General features: G+C 50.2%; 17 protein-coding genes. 2 read left to right on the forward strand and 15 right to left on the reverse strand.

Annotation, left to right across the window (positions count from 1 at the left end):
- On the forward strand, positions 1 to 1,239 hold the full coding sequence (locus tag P364_RS0123765; protein ID WP_024632547.1) for a glycosyltransferase family 4 protein: 1,239 nt from the start codon (positions 1 to 3) through the stop codon (positions 1,237 to 1,239).
- Positions 1,236 to 1,409, forward strand: a complete 174-nt coding sequence (locus P364_RS37895) for a hypothetical protein (RefSeq protein WP_173405246.1) — start codon at positions 1,236 to 1,238, stop codon at positions 1,407 to 1,409. Before P364_RS0123765 ends, P364_RS37895 begins: the two co-directional genes overlap by 4 nt.
- 162 nt (positions 1,410 to 1,571) lie before the next feature.
- Here the strand turns inward: P364_RS37895 and P364_RS0123775 are convergent, their stop codons facing one another.
- The 15 genes from P364_RS0123775 to P364_RS0123845 all read right to left on the reverse strand — a co-directional run bounded on the left by P364_RS0123775 (position 1,572) and on the right by P364_RS0123845 (position 14,214).
- Positions 1,572 to 2,288 carry a glycosyltransferase gene (locus P364_RS0123775; protein ID WP_024632548.1) on the reverse strand — a complete coding sequence of 239 codons (717 nt, stop codon included), beginning with the start codon at positions 2,286 to 2,288 and terminating at the stop codon, positions 1,572 to 1,574.
- 295 nt (positions 2,289 to 2,583) lie between these two features.
- Positions 2,584 to 3,300, reverse strand: coding sequence for a glycosyltransferase (locus P364_RS0123780; protein WP_024632549.1), 717 nt, complete (start codon positions 3,298 to 3,300; stop codon positions 2,584 to 2,586).
- Positions 3,297 to 4,238, reverse strand: a complete 942-nt coding sequence (locus P364_RS0123785; protein WP_024632550.1) for an NAD-dependent epimerase/dehydratase family protein — start codon at positions 4,236 to 4,238, stop codon at positions 3,297 to 3,299. The genes P364_RS0123780 and P364_RS0123785 overlap by 4 nt, the downstream gene beginning before the upstream one ends.
- Complete coding sequence (locus P364_RS0123790) at positions 4,220 to 5,047, reverse strand: dTDP-4-dehydrorhamnose reductase family protein (protein ID WP_024632551.1); 828 nt, start codon at positions 5,045 to 5,047, stop codon at positions 4,220 to 4,222. The genes P364_RS0123785 and P364_RS0123790 overlap by 19 nt, the downstream gene beginning before the upstream one ends.
- Positions 5,044 to 6,030 carry a polysaccharide biosynthesis protein gene (locus tag P364_RS0123795; RefSeq protein ID WP_024632552.1) on the reverse strand — a complete coding sequence of 329 codons (987 nt, stop codon included), beginning with the start codon at positions 6,028 to 6,030 and terminating at the stop codon, positions 5,044 to 5,046. The genes P364_RS0123790 and P364_RS0123795 overlap by 4 nt, the downstream gene beginning before the upstream one ends.
- Positions 6,023 to 7,114, reverse strand: coding sequence for a non-hydrolyzing UDP-N-acetylglucosamine 2-epimerase (gene wecB, locus P364_RS0123800; RefSeq protein WP_024632553.1), 1,092 nt, complete (start codon positions 7,112 to 7,114; stop codon positions 6,023 to 6,025). Before wecB ends, P364_RS0123795 begins: the two co-directional genes overlap by 8 nt.
- A 14-nt stretch (positions 7,115 to 7,128) precedes the next feature.
- Entirely contained in the window at positions 7,129 to 8,730 is a 1,602-nt protein-coding gene (locus P364_RS0123805; protein ID WP_024632554.1) for a glycosyltransferase family 4 protein, read from the reverse strand.
- A 61-nt stretch (positions 8,731 to 8,791) separates the two neighbouring features.
- The gene (locus P364_RS0123810; protein ID WP_024632555.1) at positions 8,792 to 9,931 is read right to left on the reverse strand and encodes a CgeB family protein; all 1,140 of its coding nucleotides are present in this window, start codon (positions 9,929 to 9,931) and stop codon (positions 8,792 to 8,794) included.
- Between the two features lie 62 nt (positions 9,932 to 9,993).
- Positions 9,994 to 11,088, reverse strand: a complete 1,095-nt coding sequence (locus tag P364_RS0123815) for a CgeB family protein (protein ID WP_024632556.1) — start codon at positions 11,086 to 11,088, stop codon at positions 9,994 to 9,996.
- Positions 11,089 to 11,343: 255 nt separating this feature from the next.
- Positions 11,344 to 11,685 (reverse strand): hypothetical protein, encoded by a 342-nt coding sequence (locus tag P364_RS37900; protein ID WP_024632557.1) that lies wholly within the window; start codon positions 11,683 to 11,685, stop codon positions 11,344 to 11,346.
- Position 11,686: 1 nt separating this feature from the next.
- Positions 11,687 to 11,986 carry a hypothetical protein gene (locus P364_RS0123825; RefSeq protein ID WP_024632558.1) on the reverse strand — a complete coding sequence of 100 codons (300 nt, stop codon included), beginning with the start codon at positions 11,984 to 11,986 and terminating at the stop codon, positions 11,687 to 11,689.
- On the reverse strand, positions 11,983 to 12,321 hold the full coding sequence (locus tag P364_RS0123830) for a hypothetical protein (protein ID WP_024632559.1): 339 nt from the start codon (positions 12,319 to 12,321) through the stop codon (positions 11,983 to 11,985). Before P364_RS0123830 ends, P364_RS0123825 begins: the two co-directional genes overlap by 4 nt.
- A gap of 23 nt (positions 12,322 to 12,344) precedes the next feature.
- Complete coding sequence (locus P364_RS0123835; protein WP_024632560.1) at positions 12,345 to 12,632, reverse strand: hypothetical protein; 288 nt, start codon at positions 12,630 to 12,632, stop codon at positions 12,345 to 12,347.
- A gap of 122 nt (positions 12,633 to 12,754) precedes the next feature.
- Entirely contained in the window at positions 12,755 to 13,507 is a 753-nt protein-coding gene (locus P364_RS0123840) for an amino acid ABC transporter ATP-binding protein (protein WP_024632561.1), read from the reverse strand.
- Positions 13,504 to 14,214, reverse strand: a complete 711-nt coding sequence (locus P364_RS0123845) for an amino acid ABC transporter permease (RefSeq protein WP_024632562.1) — start codon at positions 14,212 to 14,214, stop codon at positions 13,504 to 13,506. Before P364_RS0123845 ends, P364_RS0123840 begins: the two co-directional genes overlap by 4 nt.
- Position 14,215 lies beyond the last annotated feature (1 nt).

The following is a 14,215-nucleotide window of genomic DNA, read 5'->3' on the forward strand; positions in this document are numbered from 1 at the left end:
ATGAGAGTTCTGCTCGTGACCTATTGGGAGCTTACACAGATGGGTGGAATATGGACATATGTGAAGCAGCTGGCTGACAGGCTGATGGCACTTGGCGTAGAGGTGGATATTATGGGCACCAACGGAGCCAAAAATGAAGTGTACATTCGCAATCTAAATCGTTCCTTCTCAAAGGATAAGGTATGGCCTATGCTTCAAGCCAAGCTTAATCCGACAGATTTTCCTCAATTCACTGCCGATTCTCTCGTGGCTTATTATGAGTTGAACAGATATGCCTTTGAAATGGGTGCTGCCTATCTAGGCGTTGATCATTACGACGTCATCCATGCGCAGGATCCGGTCGCTGCCGTTGCGATGAAACGCATATTGAACCGCAATACACCGCTGGTCACAAGTTACCACGGAGCGCTTGCGCGCGAAGCCTTTTACGATGCTCAAAACTCTAACGCGAAGCTTACACTTCCCGAATATATGCAATCCAAACGCGGACGTTACTTCCTGTCATTAGAAGAGCGAAGCGCTGAACAATCCGAACTTATTCTGGTCTCCAGCCATTGGATTAAGAGCACACTTACGGACCTCCGGGTTCCCGAGTCCAAATTCCGAATTATTCCTTATGCTGTTGATATTCCAGCCTACCGTGCACAAGCAGGGGTTAAGTTCCGTCAGCGCAAGCCAGCGGGCAAAAAAGTGATCGCCTTTACAGGCAGACTGGAGCACATCAAAGGGGTGCACATTCTGGTCAAAGCACTCTCCAGCCTGAAAAAGACCCGATCCGATTGGGTCTGCTGGATTGCTGGAGAAGGCAACCTGATGGAGGATTTGCGTTCCCTGGCCAATGATCTTGGCGTAGGTGGTGACATCGTTTTCTGGGGTAAACTCGACAACATTCCTTCATTCCTGCGTCGTGCCGATATTTATGTGCAGCCCAGCTTGCAGGATACGCAGCCTTTCTCGGTCACAGAGGCTCAGCTCGCCGGATTGCCTGTCATCGTAAGCGGGACGGCAGGTATGCCTGAGATGGTGCAGCCTGAACATACCGGCTGGGTCGTGCCACCGCAGGATGTCGAGGCCCTTAGTGAACTGTTAAACGCTCTTCTGCAGGATAATGCCACCCGTGCGAAGGTAGGAGCAGCAGCTAAAGCATGGGCTGAACAACATCGATCACTGGAGGAGATGGGATTGCGTACGCTGCATGTTTATCAGGAAGCCATTTATTTAGGAGGTCAGAGAATATGACATTGCTTGTCCCCAGTGATTTGTATAACCGTTGGTTCTCCATCCCAGTGTCGACGACACATATTGAGGTGGATTACGCTGTAATGAACGAATTAATGAGGAAGCTGCCCAAAGGATATGTTTTCCCTGATCCGGAAACCATGATCATTCTGACTTTTGAGAATAACTAGATTCAAGACACTTTACTAACAGGAACAAACAAGAGGATATTCGTTCATGCCGCCCCACTTCACGGCAATCGAATACCCTCTTTTTCTCTCTTTATCTTACGTTTCACTATCTAGCCTAGGATTCGCATTTGTGGCTCCCACGACTTTAGCTTTTGCTTCATTCTACTTCCAATAACCGCCTACCTGCAGCAGATTAAGCAGCACAGGCCGATGCTTCGCTTGAACCAGCTCCATTTCTGCTTTCAATGCCTCGAAGTGTTTCTTGGTTCCCATGGATTCGTGAACCCGATAACACATCAGAGGCTCATTGTAATAGAACAGCTCATAGAGCGGAAACAGTCTCAGCCACATCTCATAGTCATGCGTGTAACGAAAATCGGTGTCAAACATGCCAAACTTTCGAAACGCATCCATCTCTAGCATCACGGTACAGCCGTTAATTGGGCAACCTTCGGTCAATACCTGAAGCATCTCCAGACGACTTCCTACCTCCGGTCTCACCGTGTCCATCCACTCGCTGTTTGCATCTACATAATGATAGGCCCCGTGACAGAATGATGCCTTGACGTCGAGCATGAATTTCAGTTGTTTCTCTACCCGGTCGAGCAGCATCACATCATCGGAGCTGAGCCACACAAAGTAATCTCCTGTCGCCTGCTTGATACCTTCATTTAACGCCGTTGCCGTTCCCCCATTCTCTTTTCGAATATAGCGAATGCGATCCATGAAGGGCTGCAGCCGCTCCACATGCTTCGTAGAGCCATCATCTACCACTATGACCTCAATATTCTGATACGTCTGGTGAACGGCGCTGTGAACAGCCTGCTCGATGTACGCGCAATTATAAAAAGGAATAACAATTGATACTTTCGGCTCCATTCGGTCCTCCCCTTTCTCCGCGTAAATAATCCCCATTCCCCCCTATTATATGAGGACAGATCCGATAGGTATCAGGCATCTGTTGGCATAGCTACGGATAAATTATCCACATCTAAATAAGCATTATCCATAAATCCAAAGAGCATCTTTCAAGCCGTAGGATACAGCTCAAAATTCTTCTATTCGTCTATATCTTGTTCCCGGAGCGAGTTTAGTGAATTATGAAAAATGCTTACAAAAAAAGAGGACGTTATTCGGCCACCCTGCGGCCTCCATAACCCCCACCAAGTTTTTTTTATCCTCCCATCACAGCAATTCGCTGTAACAAAGACTCCCGATATCTGGACCACACCATGGAGGCCTCCCGGCCGATGGAATCCGCATGACGTACCGTTCCCATTCCTCCGTGCCGTCGATATGCTGTGAGTGACTCGTTCAGATATGGAAAACGATATCCGTTCAGCAGGATACGCATCCATAGATCCAGATCATGCGTATAAGGCAACAGTTCATCGAACAATCCCACCGCACTGAACAGATCCTTGCGGATCATCACGGTACAACCGTTCACCGGATTACCATTAACGAAGAGGCGCAGCCAATCTGGCTCAGGTACCGGGTCAGCCCCTCCGTTCAGCTTGGTCACCGCAGAATGTTCATTAATGTAATTAAAGTTGGTATGTGAGATGAGCACATTCTCCCGTTGCATAAATTCAACCTGATGACGAATCTTATCCGGATATAAAAGATCATCCGAACTTAACCATGCGATATAGTCCCCGGAGGCATGACGGATGCCGTGATTCAGAGCCGAAGCTGTGCCGCCGTTGCTTTTGCCAAGCACATAAATGTATGGAAGATACGGCTGAAGCAGCTCCGCATGCCGTGTAGAACCATCGTTGACGATAATGATCTCCACATCGGTATATGTCTGGTTCAGTGCACTCTGGATCGCTTGAGGCACATAGGGACAATTGTAAAATGGAATGACGATGGACACTCTCGGATTCATTCAGTCGACCTCCCTTGCTGGGTACGAACATCACTCAGAATGTCCTGAAGAGATTGGGTAAATGGAATCAGTGGCTGCCAGCCCAACTTGCGCAGCGCCGAGAATTCCTGCTGATCTCCAGCCCCGTCCGGACCGGAAGAAGCGCCGTCCCATCGTACAGGCACCTCCGCTTCGGTCATGGTTAGCAGCGTATCCGCAATCTCTCCGAGGCTGCGCTCCGTGCCTGACACAACCGGGTATACATTCCCCGTGTTGCCTTGAACAAGCAGTGTTGCATAGGCTCTGACCGCATCCCGCACATCCAGAAAATCACGGGTATTATCCCGGCCGGATAGACGAAAGGCTTCCGTCTTGCCTTCCAGTTCACAGGCAACAATATGACGTGCCAGCAGCGAACATATGCCCGTCGAAGGGCCTGCCCCGATCAGATTCCCCGGCTCGGCCAGCATAATCTGCTGTCCAAAGAGAGACATCCAGGATAGAGATACCATTTCCTCCAGTGCTTTGCTGAGACTGTAGGGATGAGGGGGCTGCGGTGCATGACCGGGTTCGGCGGTATATTTTAATCGGGAACCTACAATAACGGTCCGTGCCGCCGGACAGCTTCTCAGCGCATCCAGTAAATACAGAACAGCCATCACATTGGTCTCCAGTACGAGCAACGGATCAGCCCATGAATCGGGTACGGAATTTTTGCCTGCAAGATGCAGTACAAAATCCGGTTTTACCTCATCAATCAGATGACGGACTTGCTGTTTATCATTAAGATCACAGACATGTACAGCCACGTCAATGCCAAACGAATGTATGCCTACCCGCCTGACCACCGCTGCCACCTCCGCACCGACTGCCCTGAAGTAAGCAACCGCATGCCGTCCAGTGAAGCCGGAGGCACCCGTGATCAGTACCTTTTTGCCTGTTAGCTCTGTTCCATCCATAATGCCAGCTCCTTCAGCATCGTAGAATAATCCGGAAGGTCTGTCTTCACATCCTCACGTGTGGATACTAACGTGCGGTCCTGCACAACGCTATCATCAGGTACGATAACAACATCCTGTTTATCCCATGTCTGTTTGAACAGCACAAGCAGATCGTGCTTGCTGACAGGCACCGGATGCGCCAGATGGATGAGACCACTGACCGGCGACGCCAGATAATGATCTACCCATTTGGCCAGTTCTAGGGTGGTCACTCCATTCCAGAAGACACGTGTATACCCGCCAACCTCTCCTGTGCAGGACATGAACCAGTGCATCAAACCGATGCCGCCTTTTCGAATTTCAGGTCCTATAATGGACGTACGGATCGTCAGATGCCCGGCATCCTGAACTTCACCCAGTGCTTTCGTGATGGCATAGGCAGATGTTCCATCCGTTACATCATCCTCCCGGTATGCTCCCCGGTCCCCACTAAACACACAATCTGTACTGATGTGAATCAGACGTGCACCGATCGTATCGGCGATCCGCCGCAGACGATGTGGCAGAAATCCGTTAATATGATAAGCGGTAATTTTGTCTTCATCCGCAAAGCTGTTCAATACACCTACTGCATTAACGATGACATCCGGGTGCACAGCCTCCACCAGACGATCGACCATGAAGCAGTCGTTTACATCCAGCAGCAGACCGTTAGGATCTGATACATCCCGGGTCGTGTAGAAAACGCTATGCACGCCTTGACGGCGGAAATAGTCGACCAAGATATGGCCGGCCATTCCGTTTCCCCCAAGTATCAGAAGTTTCATGACAGGAATCCTCCGCGTTGCAAAATTTCACGAATCTCTGCTTTGCTCATCAGTTGATGCTCGGAACTGAAGCTGCTGAAGGAGACCGGAGGACAGTTCGTGTAATGCTCTTTCAATCCCGGAATACCCAGTGTAGGCAAAATCACCAAGTATTGCTCATCGTATACCACAGTGGTCATGCTCTCGAATTCACTCATCAAAATCTCGTGAATCTTCTCACCAGGACGGGTACCGCGCTCCACAATGGATACATTCTCCACACCTGAATCCTCAATCAGTACTTCTGCGAGATCTACAATTTTGCAGGTTGGCATCGTCATGACAAAAATCTCACCACCGACACTTTCCACTGAAGCCTTGAACAGCAATGTGATCGCATCTTTCAGGGTGAGAAAGAATCGGGTCATCTTCATATCCGTGATGGATACTTGACCTTTGGAACGAATCTGATTCTTGAATAAGTGTACGACACTGCCGTTCGTTCCGAGTACATTCCCTCCACGTACAGTGACAAACCGTGTATTGCTGTGCAGCAGATTGGCATATACGATTAACTTCTCGCCGATTGCCTTCGTCATGCCATAGAAATTGGATGGATTCGCGGCCTTGTCAGTCGAAATATAAATGACTTTTTCCACATTATTTTCAATCGCAGCCTCAATGACATTCTGTGTGCCGATCACATTGGTTTTGAGTGCTTCATACGGTTGGTCTTCACACACCGGCACATGCTTGAGCGCTGCGAGATGAAATACATAGTCCACATGCTGACAGGCAACGGTTAGGGCATCCTTATCTCGAATATCACCAATGCGAAAATGAAGACGAGGGTCTTCGAATTCACGACTCATCGCCACTTGGCTGGACTCATTCCGGGAGTAAACAATAATCTCCTTGGGCTGCTGGGGCAGCAGTTGAGCCACAAGTTCATAACCCCATGATCCCGTACCGCCAGTCACGAGTATACGCTTATTTTCAAACATGCATTTTCCCTCCAAGCAGAAATTTGACCACTTTACTGGATACATCGGTTGCTTTGTAACCTTGTGGGCAATCCCAGTCGTTTGACATTTCAGTCATTATTTTCACACAGCCCGCAATACGCTCCGCATCCAGACCGGAGACCACGTTACTGCCGCAATCCACGGTCTCCGGACGTTCTGTCGTTCGACGCATAGTTACCGTAGGCACTCCCATGATGCAGCACTCCTCCTGTACGGTTCCACTATCCGTAAGTGCACAGCGTGCATGTCGTTCCAACATTACGAAGTCGAAAAAACCGAATGGCTCGTGAAATTCCACCAGCGGGTGCATCTCCAGCTGCAGATGTTCGGCGATTCGAATGGCCGTTCGAGGGTGAATGCTGCATATGACTCGCATCGCATGTTCTTCAGCAACCTTGTTCAAGGCTTTCATGATTTCCAGCAAATGTGGAGGGTGGTCGACATTCTCCGCCCGATGGGCCGTAACCAAGAAATATTGCCCGGACTTCAGCTTCAATTTCTTTAGTATTTTGCTGGAACTCACTTGTGCGTCGTAGTGTTGCATCACTTCATAGATTGGGTTACCTGTCAGCACGATTCGGCGACTGGGCACCCCTTCACTAACCAGATGTTTCTTACTCTGTTCGGTATACGGCATATTAATGGTAGAAATAGCGTCGATAACCCTGCGATTTTTCTCCTCGGGTACATCCAGATCAAAGCATCGATTTCCTGCTTCCATATGAATGACGGGTATGCCCATCCGTTCTGCCAGAACGGCACATAATGCACTGTTCGTATCCCCGAGCAGCAGTACTTTATCCGGTTTCTCCTGATGTAATAGATCTTCTATTTGCGTAAACATCGAGGATAACTGTCGACCCAACGAAGCCGCTTCATCCTGAAGGACGTAGTCCGGCGCCCGCAGGCCCATTTCCTTGAAGAAAAGACCGCTGAGACTTTCCGTGAAGTTCTGTCCCGTGTGTACCAGAATATGTTTGGACGCGTACTGGTCCAGCTTGGAAATGATCAGGCTGAGCCGTATAATTTCAGGTCGCGTACCCAGCACCGTCATGATCTTCATCGTAACCCCTGCCTTCATCGTCTATTGGATATTCTCCGGCGAACCCGGCTTCGTTTGGCTTTGCCAGGCACATGTTTGCGAACAGTCGGTTGCATCACACGCACACGCTGTTTCTTCTTTTTGCTTGGCTTCAGTTTTCTCCCGCCTGTTCCCGTTCCTCGTTTCAACCGGTCACGTCCCCTCCTGCGGTGAGGCGATTTCGGGTAACGACTTCGACCTGTTCTGTGGATTGAGCGAGGTTCTGTTTGTTCATGAACAGGCTGACCGATGGCAAGCGGAGGCAGGGGAGAGAGCGGCAAGGCCTGCATCACACTCAATGGGAACAATCGTGCCCGAACCGAAGCCGGATCCAGAATCAGCATGGTTCGCAAACGGCCCTCACCCCAAGCGTACACCGGCCCATTCGGAGGCTGAATGTAAGGAAACCATCCGGGAAAACGCATCAACCACTGTGTCACCATCGTATGCAGCATTGCCCTGTAGGTTTCAATACCGTACAGCTTTTCCGCTTCTGTCCGATTACGCCAACCAGTGTCGGAGGCCAGTTCAGGATCATTTAACAGGGTTGTTGCCAAAGTAACTAACGCCTGGTAATCCCCGGGCGGGGCCAAAAATGCACCACTGCCTACCGATTCCAGCAATTCCTTGAGTCCGCCCTGGGCAAAAGCAATAACCGGTTTGGCGAAATAAAGCCCCTCCAGCGCGGTCATGCCGAATCCTTCTTTGACCATGCTCGGAATAACCACCATATCCATGGCCGTATAGGCCAGAGATACGTTCTCTTCAAACGGCGTAAAGGTAAATCTGCGATAATAACCGGATTTTTTCACCCGTGATACACATTCGTCATAATACTTTTTGTCGGCTGATGTACCAATGATCCAGAAACGGCAGCGTGGATGGGTTTCACACAATTGCAGAGCCATATCTACAAAAGGTTTCAGACCTTTGGCATCATATATGAAGGAAGAGATGTAACCGATACAGATCTGCGATGACTTGAAACCAAGCTCTTTACGTTTGCGTTCCCTCAAATGAACCCATCGTTCCGGGTCCGGCAAGGCCGGGTCCCAGGTTGGGGAAATCACGGTCAATTTGGAACTCATGCCGGCTTGCTTGAATGGCGCTACGGCACTTTCGGATATGCCTATGATCCAATCCGAGTAACGTCCAATCATCTGAACAGCTTCGTTTGTATGCTCATTCATCTGAATAATTTCGGTAATCTTCCAGATCACCGGAATTTGCAGAGACTTCGCTGCTACGGCAGGCATCACATTGACACAGGTATTCGTCAACACCAGATCAGGTGCAGTCTCCCGTATAAGGGAGACCACGTCCTGGTAAGCCGACTTATGTCGAAGCTGTTCTGCATCCGTTGCAATCCCCCGGTAAGGTGTGTACACACCGTGAAGCATCGGCAGGAAGCATACTTTGACCTGAATATCGAATCTCCGTGCAAGCCCGGCAAGCTTACCTTCCTGAGGAACCACGAGTACACAATCGAAGATGGAACCCATCTCCCTCATAAAATGAAGCAACAGCTTCTCCGCCCCCGTAATGCTGCGGGTGTTGCACACATGGGAAAACAACATGAGTTTGGGTTTAGTCGCCATGGCTGCACGGACCCTGAATACGAATATGCAGGGTTCTGTGCACACCTCCTTCCGGACAGGATTAAGGGAATATAATACTCAGCAATTCGTTAATTCTTTTGCCATACGTGTGATCCTTCAATGTCCGTTCCAGTCCTCGAAGTGCAATCTCACGGCGCTCTTTCTCATGATGGAGATAGTATTCAACCTTATCGAGCAGCTCCTGAGGGGAAGAGTAGGTCTCGATTTCCACACCCGGTTTATAGAAACGTGCCAGGTCATCCCGCGCATCGGTCAATTGAAGGGTTGTGGAAGCTGCGATTTCAAAAGTTCTCGGATTCGGGGAGGCTGGTGGAATTTTAACATGGTTGTTATTGACAGAATCGTCTTCGTGGGAGCGGTGAAGGTTGATGACAATTTTGGTGCCGTTATAGACATCGTTCGTTTCCTGCGGACTCATCCAGCGACCCAGTTCAATCTTCTCGCCGTAAGCGGCATAGTCAGGCAAGCGATCCCACCAGATGCCATTAAATACGGTATTATGCGACATCAGCTGTGCCATGATCGGATTGAAGAAATACACCCGGTTCCAGTAAGCCGAACCGATAAAGCTGACTTCCCGGTGCAATGGAGATGGAGTAGTGATCGGGAAGTAATGATTGGTGAATGCAGCAAAGGGCAGGTAGTGAACAGAAGGGCAGCCATTTTGTCGATACAACTCGACACAGTTCAGTTCCAAGGTGAACACATGGTCAAAATGCTGTACTGTCTCAAGTGTCATATCCGTATAGTACGGATCATCCGTGAGCCAAATTGCCGTCTGAATGCCTGCTTGACGAATCGCATCCAGATGTTCCAGTGGAATATCCATGCCATCCAGCACAAGCACCAGGTCAGGGCGGGTTTGCAGCGCAATTTCAGATACAGGCTGACGCGGATCGGAAAGAGTTACCTGGGCAACCATACCCTGCAATGTTGCCATGATGGCTTCGTCCAGTGGGGAATATGGGAATCCCTTACCCGAAGATACATACAGCACGTGAAGCTGCCGGAACGGCAATGGCTCCTGTGCACAATTGACAATATAGTTGGCACGGCCGCGCAGATATCCTTCTTCCTTGCCCGCATCATATCCGGCATGTTGCCCGTTTTTGCGTGCTTGGTCAGCCAGACTGAGCACTGGTGCATGAAACTTTCTCGTTTTACGGTGTTTGAGAGACATACCGCCACTCCTTTTATTTTTGGGATAGGGTTCTCTAACTCTGCTGTCCGGCAGAAAGAGATTTACACGTGCTCCAGCAGCTGAGCGATACGACGGGTGAACGTATGCTGGTTCAACGTGGTGAGCAGCCCACGCCAGGCTAGCGCTTGCCGTTCCTTTTCATGGTGCAGATAATATTTGATTTTGTGCTGAAGTTCATCCGCCGTTGTAAAGGTTTCGATGTCATACCCGGGTCGGTAGTAGCGTGGCAGATCCTGGCGTGCATCCGTAATCTGCATCGTGCCACAGGCGCTGATTTCATACGTGCGTGGATTAATGGAATGACCTTCAAGATGATGTGTATTGCGATTGTCTTCCCCGTTCTCACAAGTCCGATGAACGTTAATGACGATTTTGGCGCCATTGTAATAATCCACTGTCGCTCCAGGATCGATCCAGCCTTCATGGATGAATTGGCCCAGGATGTCGAAGCGTTTCAGCCGGTTCCACTGGCTGCCGGCAATGAATACCTTTTTGTCCGCCAAAAAAGGAGCCAGCTCGTCGAACAGTGCAATTCGGTTCCAGAATCCGGTGCCGATAAAACAAATGTCATACTGATGCTGTGGTGCCGTACGTCTTGGTTGAAACATGCCCGGGTTCACTGCAAGCGGCATATAGATCACTCGACCCGCTCCATGTGCAGTATAGAACGGCACGGCCGCTTCCTCATGCGTGAACACCACGTCATAATGCTGGCAAATGCTTGTCGTATCTTCGGTAAAATACGGGTCATCCACAAACCATACCGCTGTTCGAATTCCCAGTGCCCTTATGCCATTCACCTGCTCCAGATGATCGGGTGGGAATACGTGTAGTCCATTCATGACCAGTACCAGATCGGGCCTGTGCTGACTGGCTTCCTGCAGCATGTTTGCCGGCGATCCGACAACACACTCACGAACCGATTGCTGCAGAGCTCCAATGACGCCTTCATCGATGGCATCGAATCCCTGTGGAATATACAACACTTTCATATTTCGCACGGTCGGCTCAAACATCTGCACTCGCTCCATCATGGCCTGACAGCCGCCAAATCTGCGGCCTTCTACATATCCGCCACGGTAAGCCGTCGCCGCTTCTGTGGGCGGTCGGTGTCTTCGTTTTGCCACATCCTTCACCCTGTCTTCCTTCAGGAGATCCCATTGTCAGATTCTCCCCGAGATTGGTGTTCCCTCTAAAGGATATGCCCCGGGGTCAGATGCATCATGGACGGGTGTCCTGCAAGGCGCAAAATTGGCGTCTGCCCTCCACATCCGCCTGCACGGGCATGTCCGCTTTTGCGGCGATACAAATAACCCGGAGGGATCTGTCCCCCGGGCAATCGTCATACACTGGGATGCATCTATCACTATTTAGAAAATGCACCTATTCGGTTATTGCGCTTTGTAAGCCAGCTGATGTCCGTCCTCGAATCCCTTGGCGAAACCCGCGTTGAATCCCTCGTTGTACGCCTCGTTGTACCCCTGGCTGTAGGCGCTGTCCGGGTTCGGATCGGTAGGGGTAGCCGGGACGAACGGTTGTGCAGGTTTCACACTCCGGTGCCGTCGTACCGCACGTTTCTTTTTTTTGAGCCACGCACTGCGTCCTTTGAGAGTACGTTTATGCAGTACACGTTTGCCTTTGACCGCACGCAGTTTACGGATTTTGCGCAGACGGGCCCCCCGAGTAAGCAGAGCTCTTTTGGTTCTCAGACGTATTTTTTTCTTCTTTAACATGTCAACATTCCTCCTGTATGTTCTGGACCATGCGGATCGCATATCCAGGGTCTTTGAACCATGGCTCACCAGGCTCACCATGCTGGATTCGGGCCAGCCTTATCCCCGTAACCATACGGGACATCTCTTCTTGATAACGGCTAAGTAAACGAATGTTCTCAGCCAGACTGCGGGCGGATACTTCCGAGTGGGCAGACACGCTGGCCACACTGTCCAGAATGCGGGCGAGCGCCTGCTGACTGTGTGCAATGGACTCAATGAGGGACAGTTTCGCTTCCTGCTCACGCCGCAAAAGACTCATTTTCCGAGATCCCCCATATCCATACCGCCAAACATGCCACCGTCCATGCCGCCTTCTTCACCATCGCTCTGGACCAAAATGGCCTTCAGGTTGTTGCATAATCCGGTTTCCATTCGGGTCAGTCCTTCCAGTATTTCCACCAGCTGATCATGCATCTTGAGTGGCTCCGCCACCTGATCGCTATGCGTCAGAAAAGCTTCACCATTCAGATGATTTAGCGCCCAGTTCCTTACCTTCTCTGCTTCAATCGCCTTGGCCTCCAAAATCAGGGCAATATTCCACTGCATTTTGGCGGCTGCATCCAACATCAGGATGAGGCTTTGTTCTCTGCTCATGTCCATTCACCCGCCTTCCGGGCTTATTCTTCCTCTTGATCCGCCATCTCCCGCATCACCTGGGTCAGCGTTTCGGCTACGGCTTCTTCCAGATCTGCCAGGCCTCCCAAATAGGAGATGATGCTTTTGTTGATTTGTCCTGAGCTGTCCAGCAGACCGTCAACGCCATCCAGCTCCGGTTCGATATCCGGCAAATGATTAATGATTTCAGACATGCGCACAGCGACTTGACGTTTGGCATCCAGTACACGTGCAACCTGCTGGTGAGAATGTGCAATATGTGTGAGTATTTCATCGATCTTGCTCTGCATGGTCCTCCTCCTTACCGTCACGGCCTGCTTTCACCCATAGAAAAACCCGGCCTATCAGCATTTGCCTGCTACAGCATATGCCGGGCCGGGATCGTCAGTTACTCCAGCTTGCGCCTATATCGTCAGATGACATAACTCCAATCGGATGAGTATCGGCTGAGGAATTGGCGGGTACGCTCCTGTTTGGGACGCACGAATACCTCCTCTGGTGTCCCTTCTTCCACGACGGAACCCCCATCCATGAATACAACTCGATTCGCCACCTCGCGGGCAAAGCCCATTTCATGGGTGACAACAATCATGGTGATGCCTTCCTGGGCAATGGATCGAATGACAGACAGCACCTCACCTACCAACTCGGGATCAAGCGCCGAGGTAGGTTCATCGAACAGAATCACCTCTGGATTCAATGCCAGCGCCCGAGCAATACCAACCCGCTGCTGCTGTCCACCTGACAGCATGCTGGGATACTCATTAATTTTGGCGGACAGACCCACTTGTTCAAGCACACGCAAGGCTCGTTCACGAGCATCTGCTTTGGACATCTTCTGGGCAATAATTAACCCTTCGGTAACGTTATCCAGCACTGATTTATGTTTGAACAGATTATAATGCTGGAACACCATCGCCGTTTTTCGCCGTAACTGCACAATGTCATGTTTGCGCGCATGCTTGCAGTCTACGGTTAACCCGCTGATCTGTACCTTGCCCTCATCGGCACGTTCAAGAAAATTCACACAACGCAGTAATGTCGTTTTACCGGACCCGCTTGGTCCAAGAATGGCAACAACATCCCCCTGTTCCACAGTCAGATCAATGCCTTTCAACACTTCCTGCTGTCCAAAAGATTTGTGTATATTCGTCAGTGATATCATGACACCCCTCCTTTGCTGTACACGGCAACCCTGCGTTCCAGCAAAGCTGTAATCCGTTCGGCAATTACCGTCAGACCCCAATAGATTAATGCAGCAGCAATGAAAGCCTCCAGAAATTTCAGACTGACCGAAGCGACCACATCCGCTTTGCCGAGAATATCCATCTGAGACACAGTGAACGCCAGGGTTGATCCATGCAGGAAACCAACAAACATGCTGCACAGATTCGGCAGAACCGCACCAACTGCCTGCGGTAAAATAATACGTCTCATTGCCTGGGAGGTACTCATGCCCACGGCATGTGCAGCTTCCAGTTGCCCTGGATCCACCGCCAGAATACCGGAACGGATAATCTCAGACATATAGGCTCCCGCAGTTAAAGAGAAGGCGAACAGCACAAATACCAGAATCGGAATGGAAGACGATTGAAAAGCCCAACCGTACCGGGCAGCAAGCTTGTCGATGATCAGCGGAATTCCGTAATAGATTAGAAACAAGTGCATCAGCATCGGTGTACCACGGAAAAACGAAACATAGAAATCAGCGATCGGGTAGACCCATGGTACCTTATAAATACGCACCAAAGCAGTAACCACACCCATGCCAAAGCCTGCGATCAACGGTACAATCGTAATGACGAGTGTCAGTGGCAATGCCTTTAGAATCTGGAAAAAAGAAGCGTAGATAAAGTTGAAATCAATAGACATT

Source organism: Paenibacillus sp. MAEPY2, assembly GCF_000499205.1.
Taxonomy (GTDB): Bacteria; Bacillota; Bacilli; order Paenibacillales; family Paenibacillaceae; genus Paenibacillus; species Paenibacillus vandeheii.

Excerpts from the sequence above, each read along its gene's own strand:
- wecB (WP_024632553.1), bottom strand. The coding sequence starts at position 7,114 with ATGAAGATCATGACGGTGCTGGGTACGCGACCTGAAATTATACGGCTC.
- P364_RS0123780 (WP_024632549.1), bottom strand. The coding sequence starts at position 3,300 with ATGAATCCGAGAGTGTCCATCGTCATTCCATTTTACAATTGTCCCTAT.
- P364_RS0123830 (WP_024632559.1), bottom strand. The coding sequence starts at position 12,321 with ATGAGCAGAGAACAAAGCCTCATCCTGATGTTGGATGCAGCCGCCAAA.
- P364_RS37895 (WP_173405246.1), top strand. The coding sequence starts at position 1,236 with ATGACATTGCTTGTCCCCAGTGATTTGTATAACCGTTGGTTCTCCATC.
- P364_RS0123810 (WP_024632555.1), bottom strand. The coding sequence starts at position 9,931 with ATGTCTCTCAAACACCGTAAAACGAGAAAGTTTCATGCACCAGTGCTC.
- P364_RS0123805 (WP_024632554.1), bottom strand. The coding sequence starts at position 8,730 with ATGGCGACTAAACCCAAACTCATGTTGTTTTCCCATGTGTGCAACACC.
- P364_RS0123835 (WP_024632560.1), bottom strand. The coding sequence starts at position 12,632 with ATGCAGAGCAAGATCGATGAAATACTCACACATATTGCACATTCTCAC.
- P364_RS37900 (WP_024632557.1), bottom strand. The coding sequence starts at position 11,685 with ATGTTAAAGAAGAAAAAAATACGTCTGAGAACCAAAAGAGCTCTGCTT.
- P364_RS0123765 (WP_024632547.1), top strand. The coding sequence starts at position 1 with ATGAGAGTTCTGCTCGTGACCTATTGGGAGCTTACACAGATGGGTGGA.
- P364_RS0123785 (WP_024632550.1), bottom strand. The coding sequence starts at position 4,238 with ATGGATGGAACAGAGCTAACAGGCAAAAAGGTACTGATCACGGGTGCC.
- P364_RS0123775 (WP_024632548.1), bottom strand. The coding sequence starts at position 2,288 with ATGGAGCCGAAAGTATCAATTGTTATTCCTTTTTATAATTGCGCGTAC.
- P364_RS0123825 (WP_024632558.1), bottom strand. The coding sequence starts at position 11,986 with ATGAGTCTTTTGCGGCGTGAGCAGGAAGCGAAACTGTCCCTCATTGAG.
- P364_RS0123795 (WP_024632552.1), bottom strand. The coding sequence starts at position 6,030 with ATGTTTGAAAATAAGCGTATACTCGTGACTGGCGGTACGGGATCATGG.
- P364_RS0123840 (WP_024632561.1), bottom strand. The coding sequence starts at position 13,507 with ATGATATCACTGACGAATATACACAAATCTTTTGGACAGCAGGAAGTG.
- P364_RS0123790 (WP_024632551.1), bottom strand. The coding sequence starts at position 5,047 with ATGAAACTTCTGATACTTGGGGGAAACGGAATGGCCGGCCATATCTTG.
- P364_RS0123845 (WP_024632562.1), bottom strand. The coding sequence starts at position 14,214 with ATGTCTATTGATTTCAACTTTATCTACGCTTCTTTTTTCCAGATTCTA.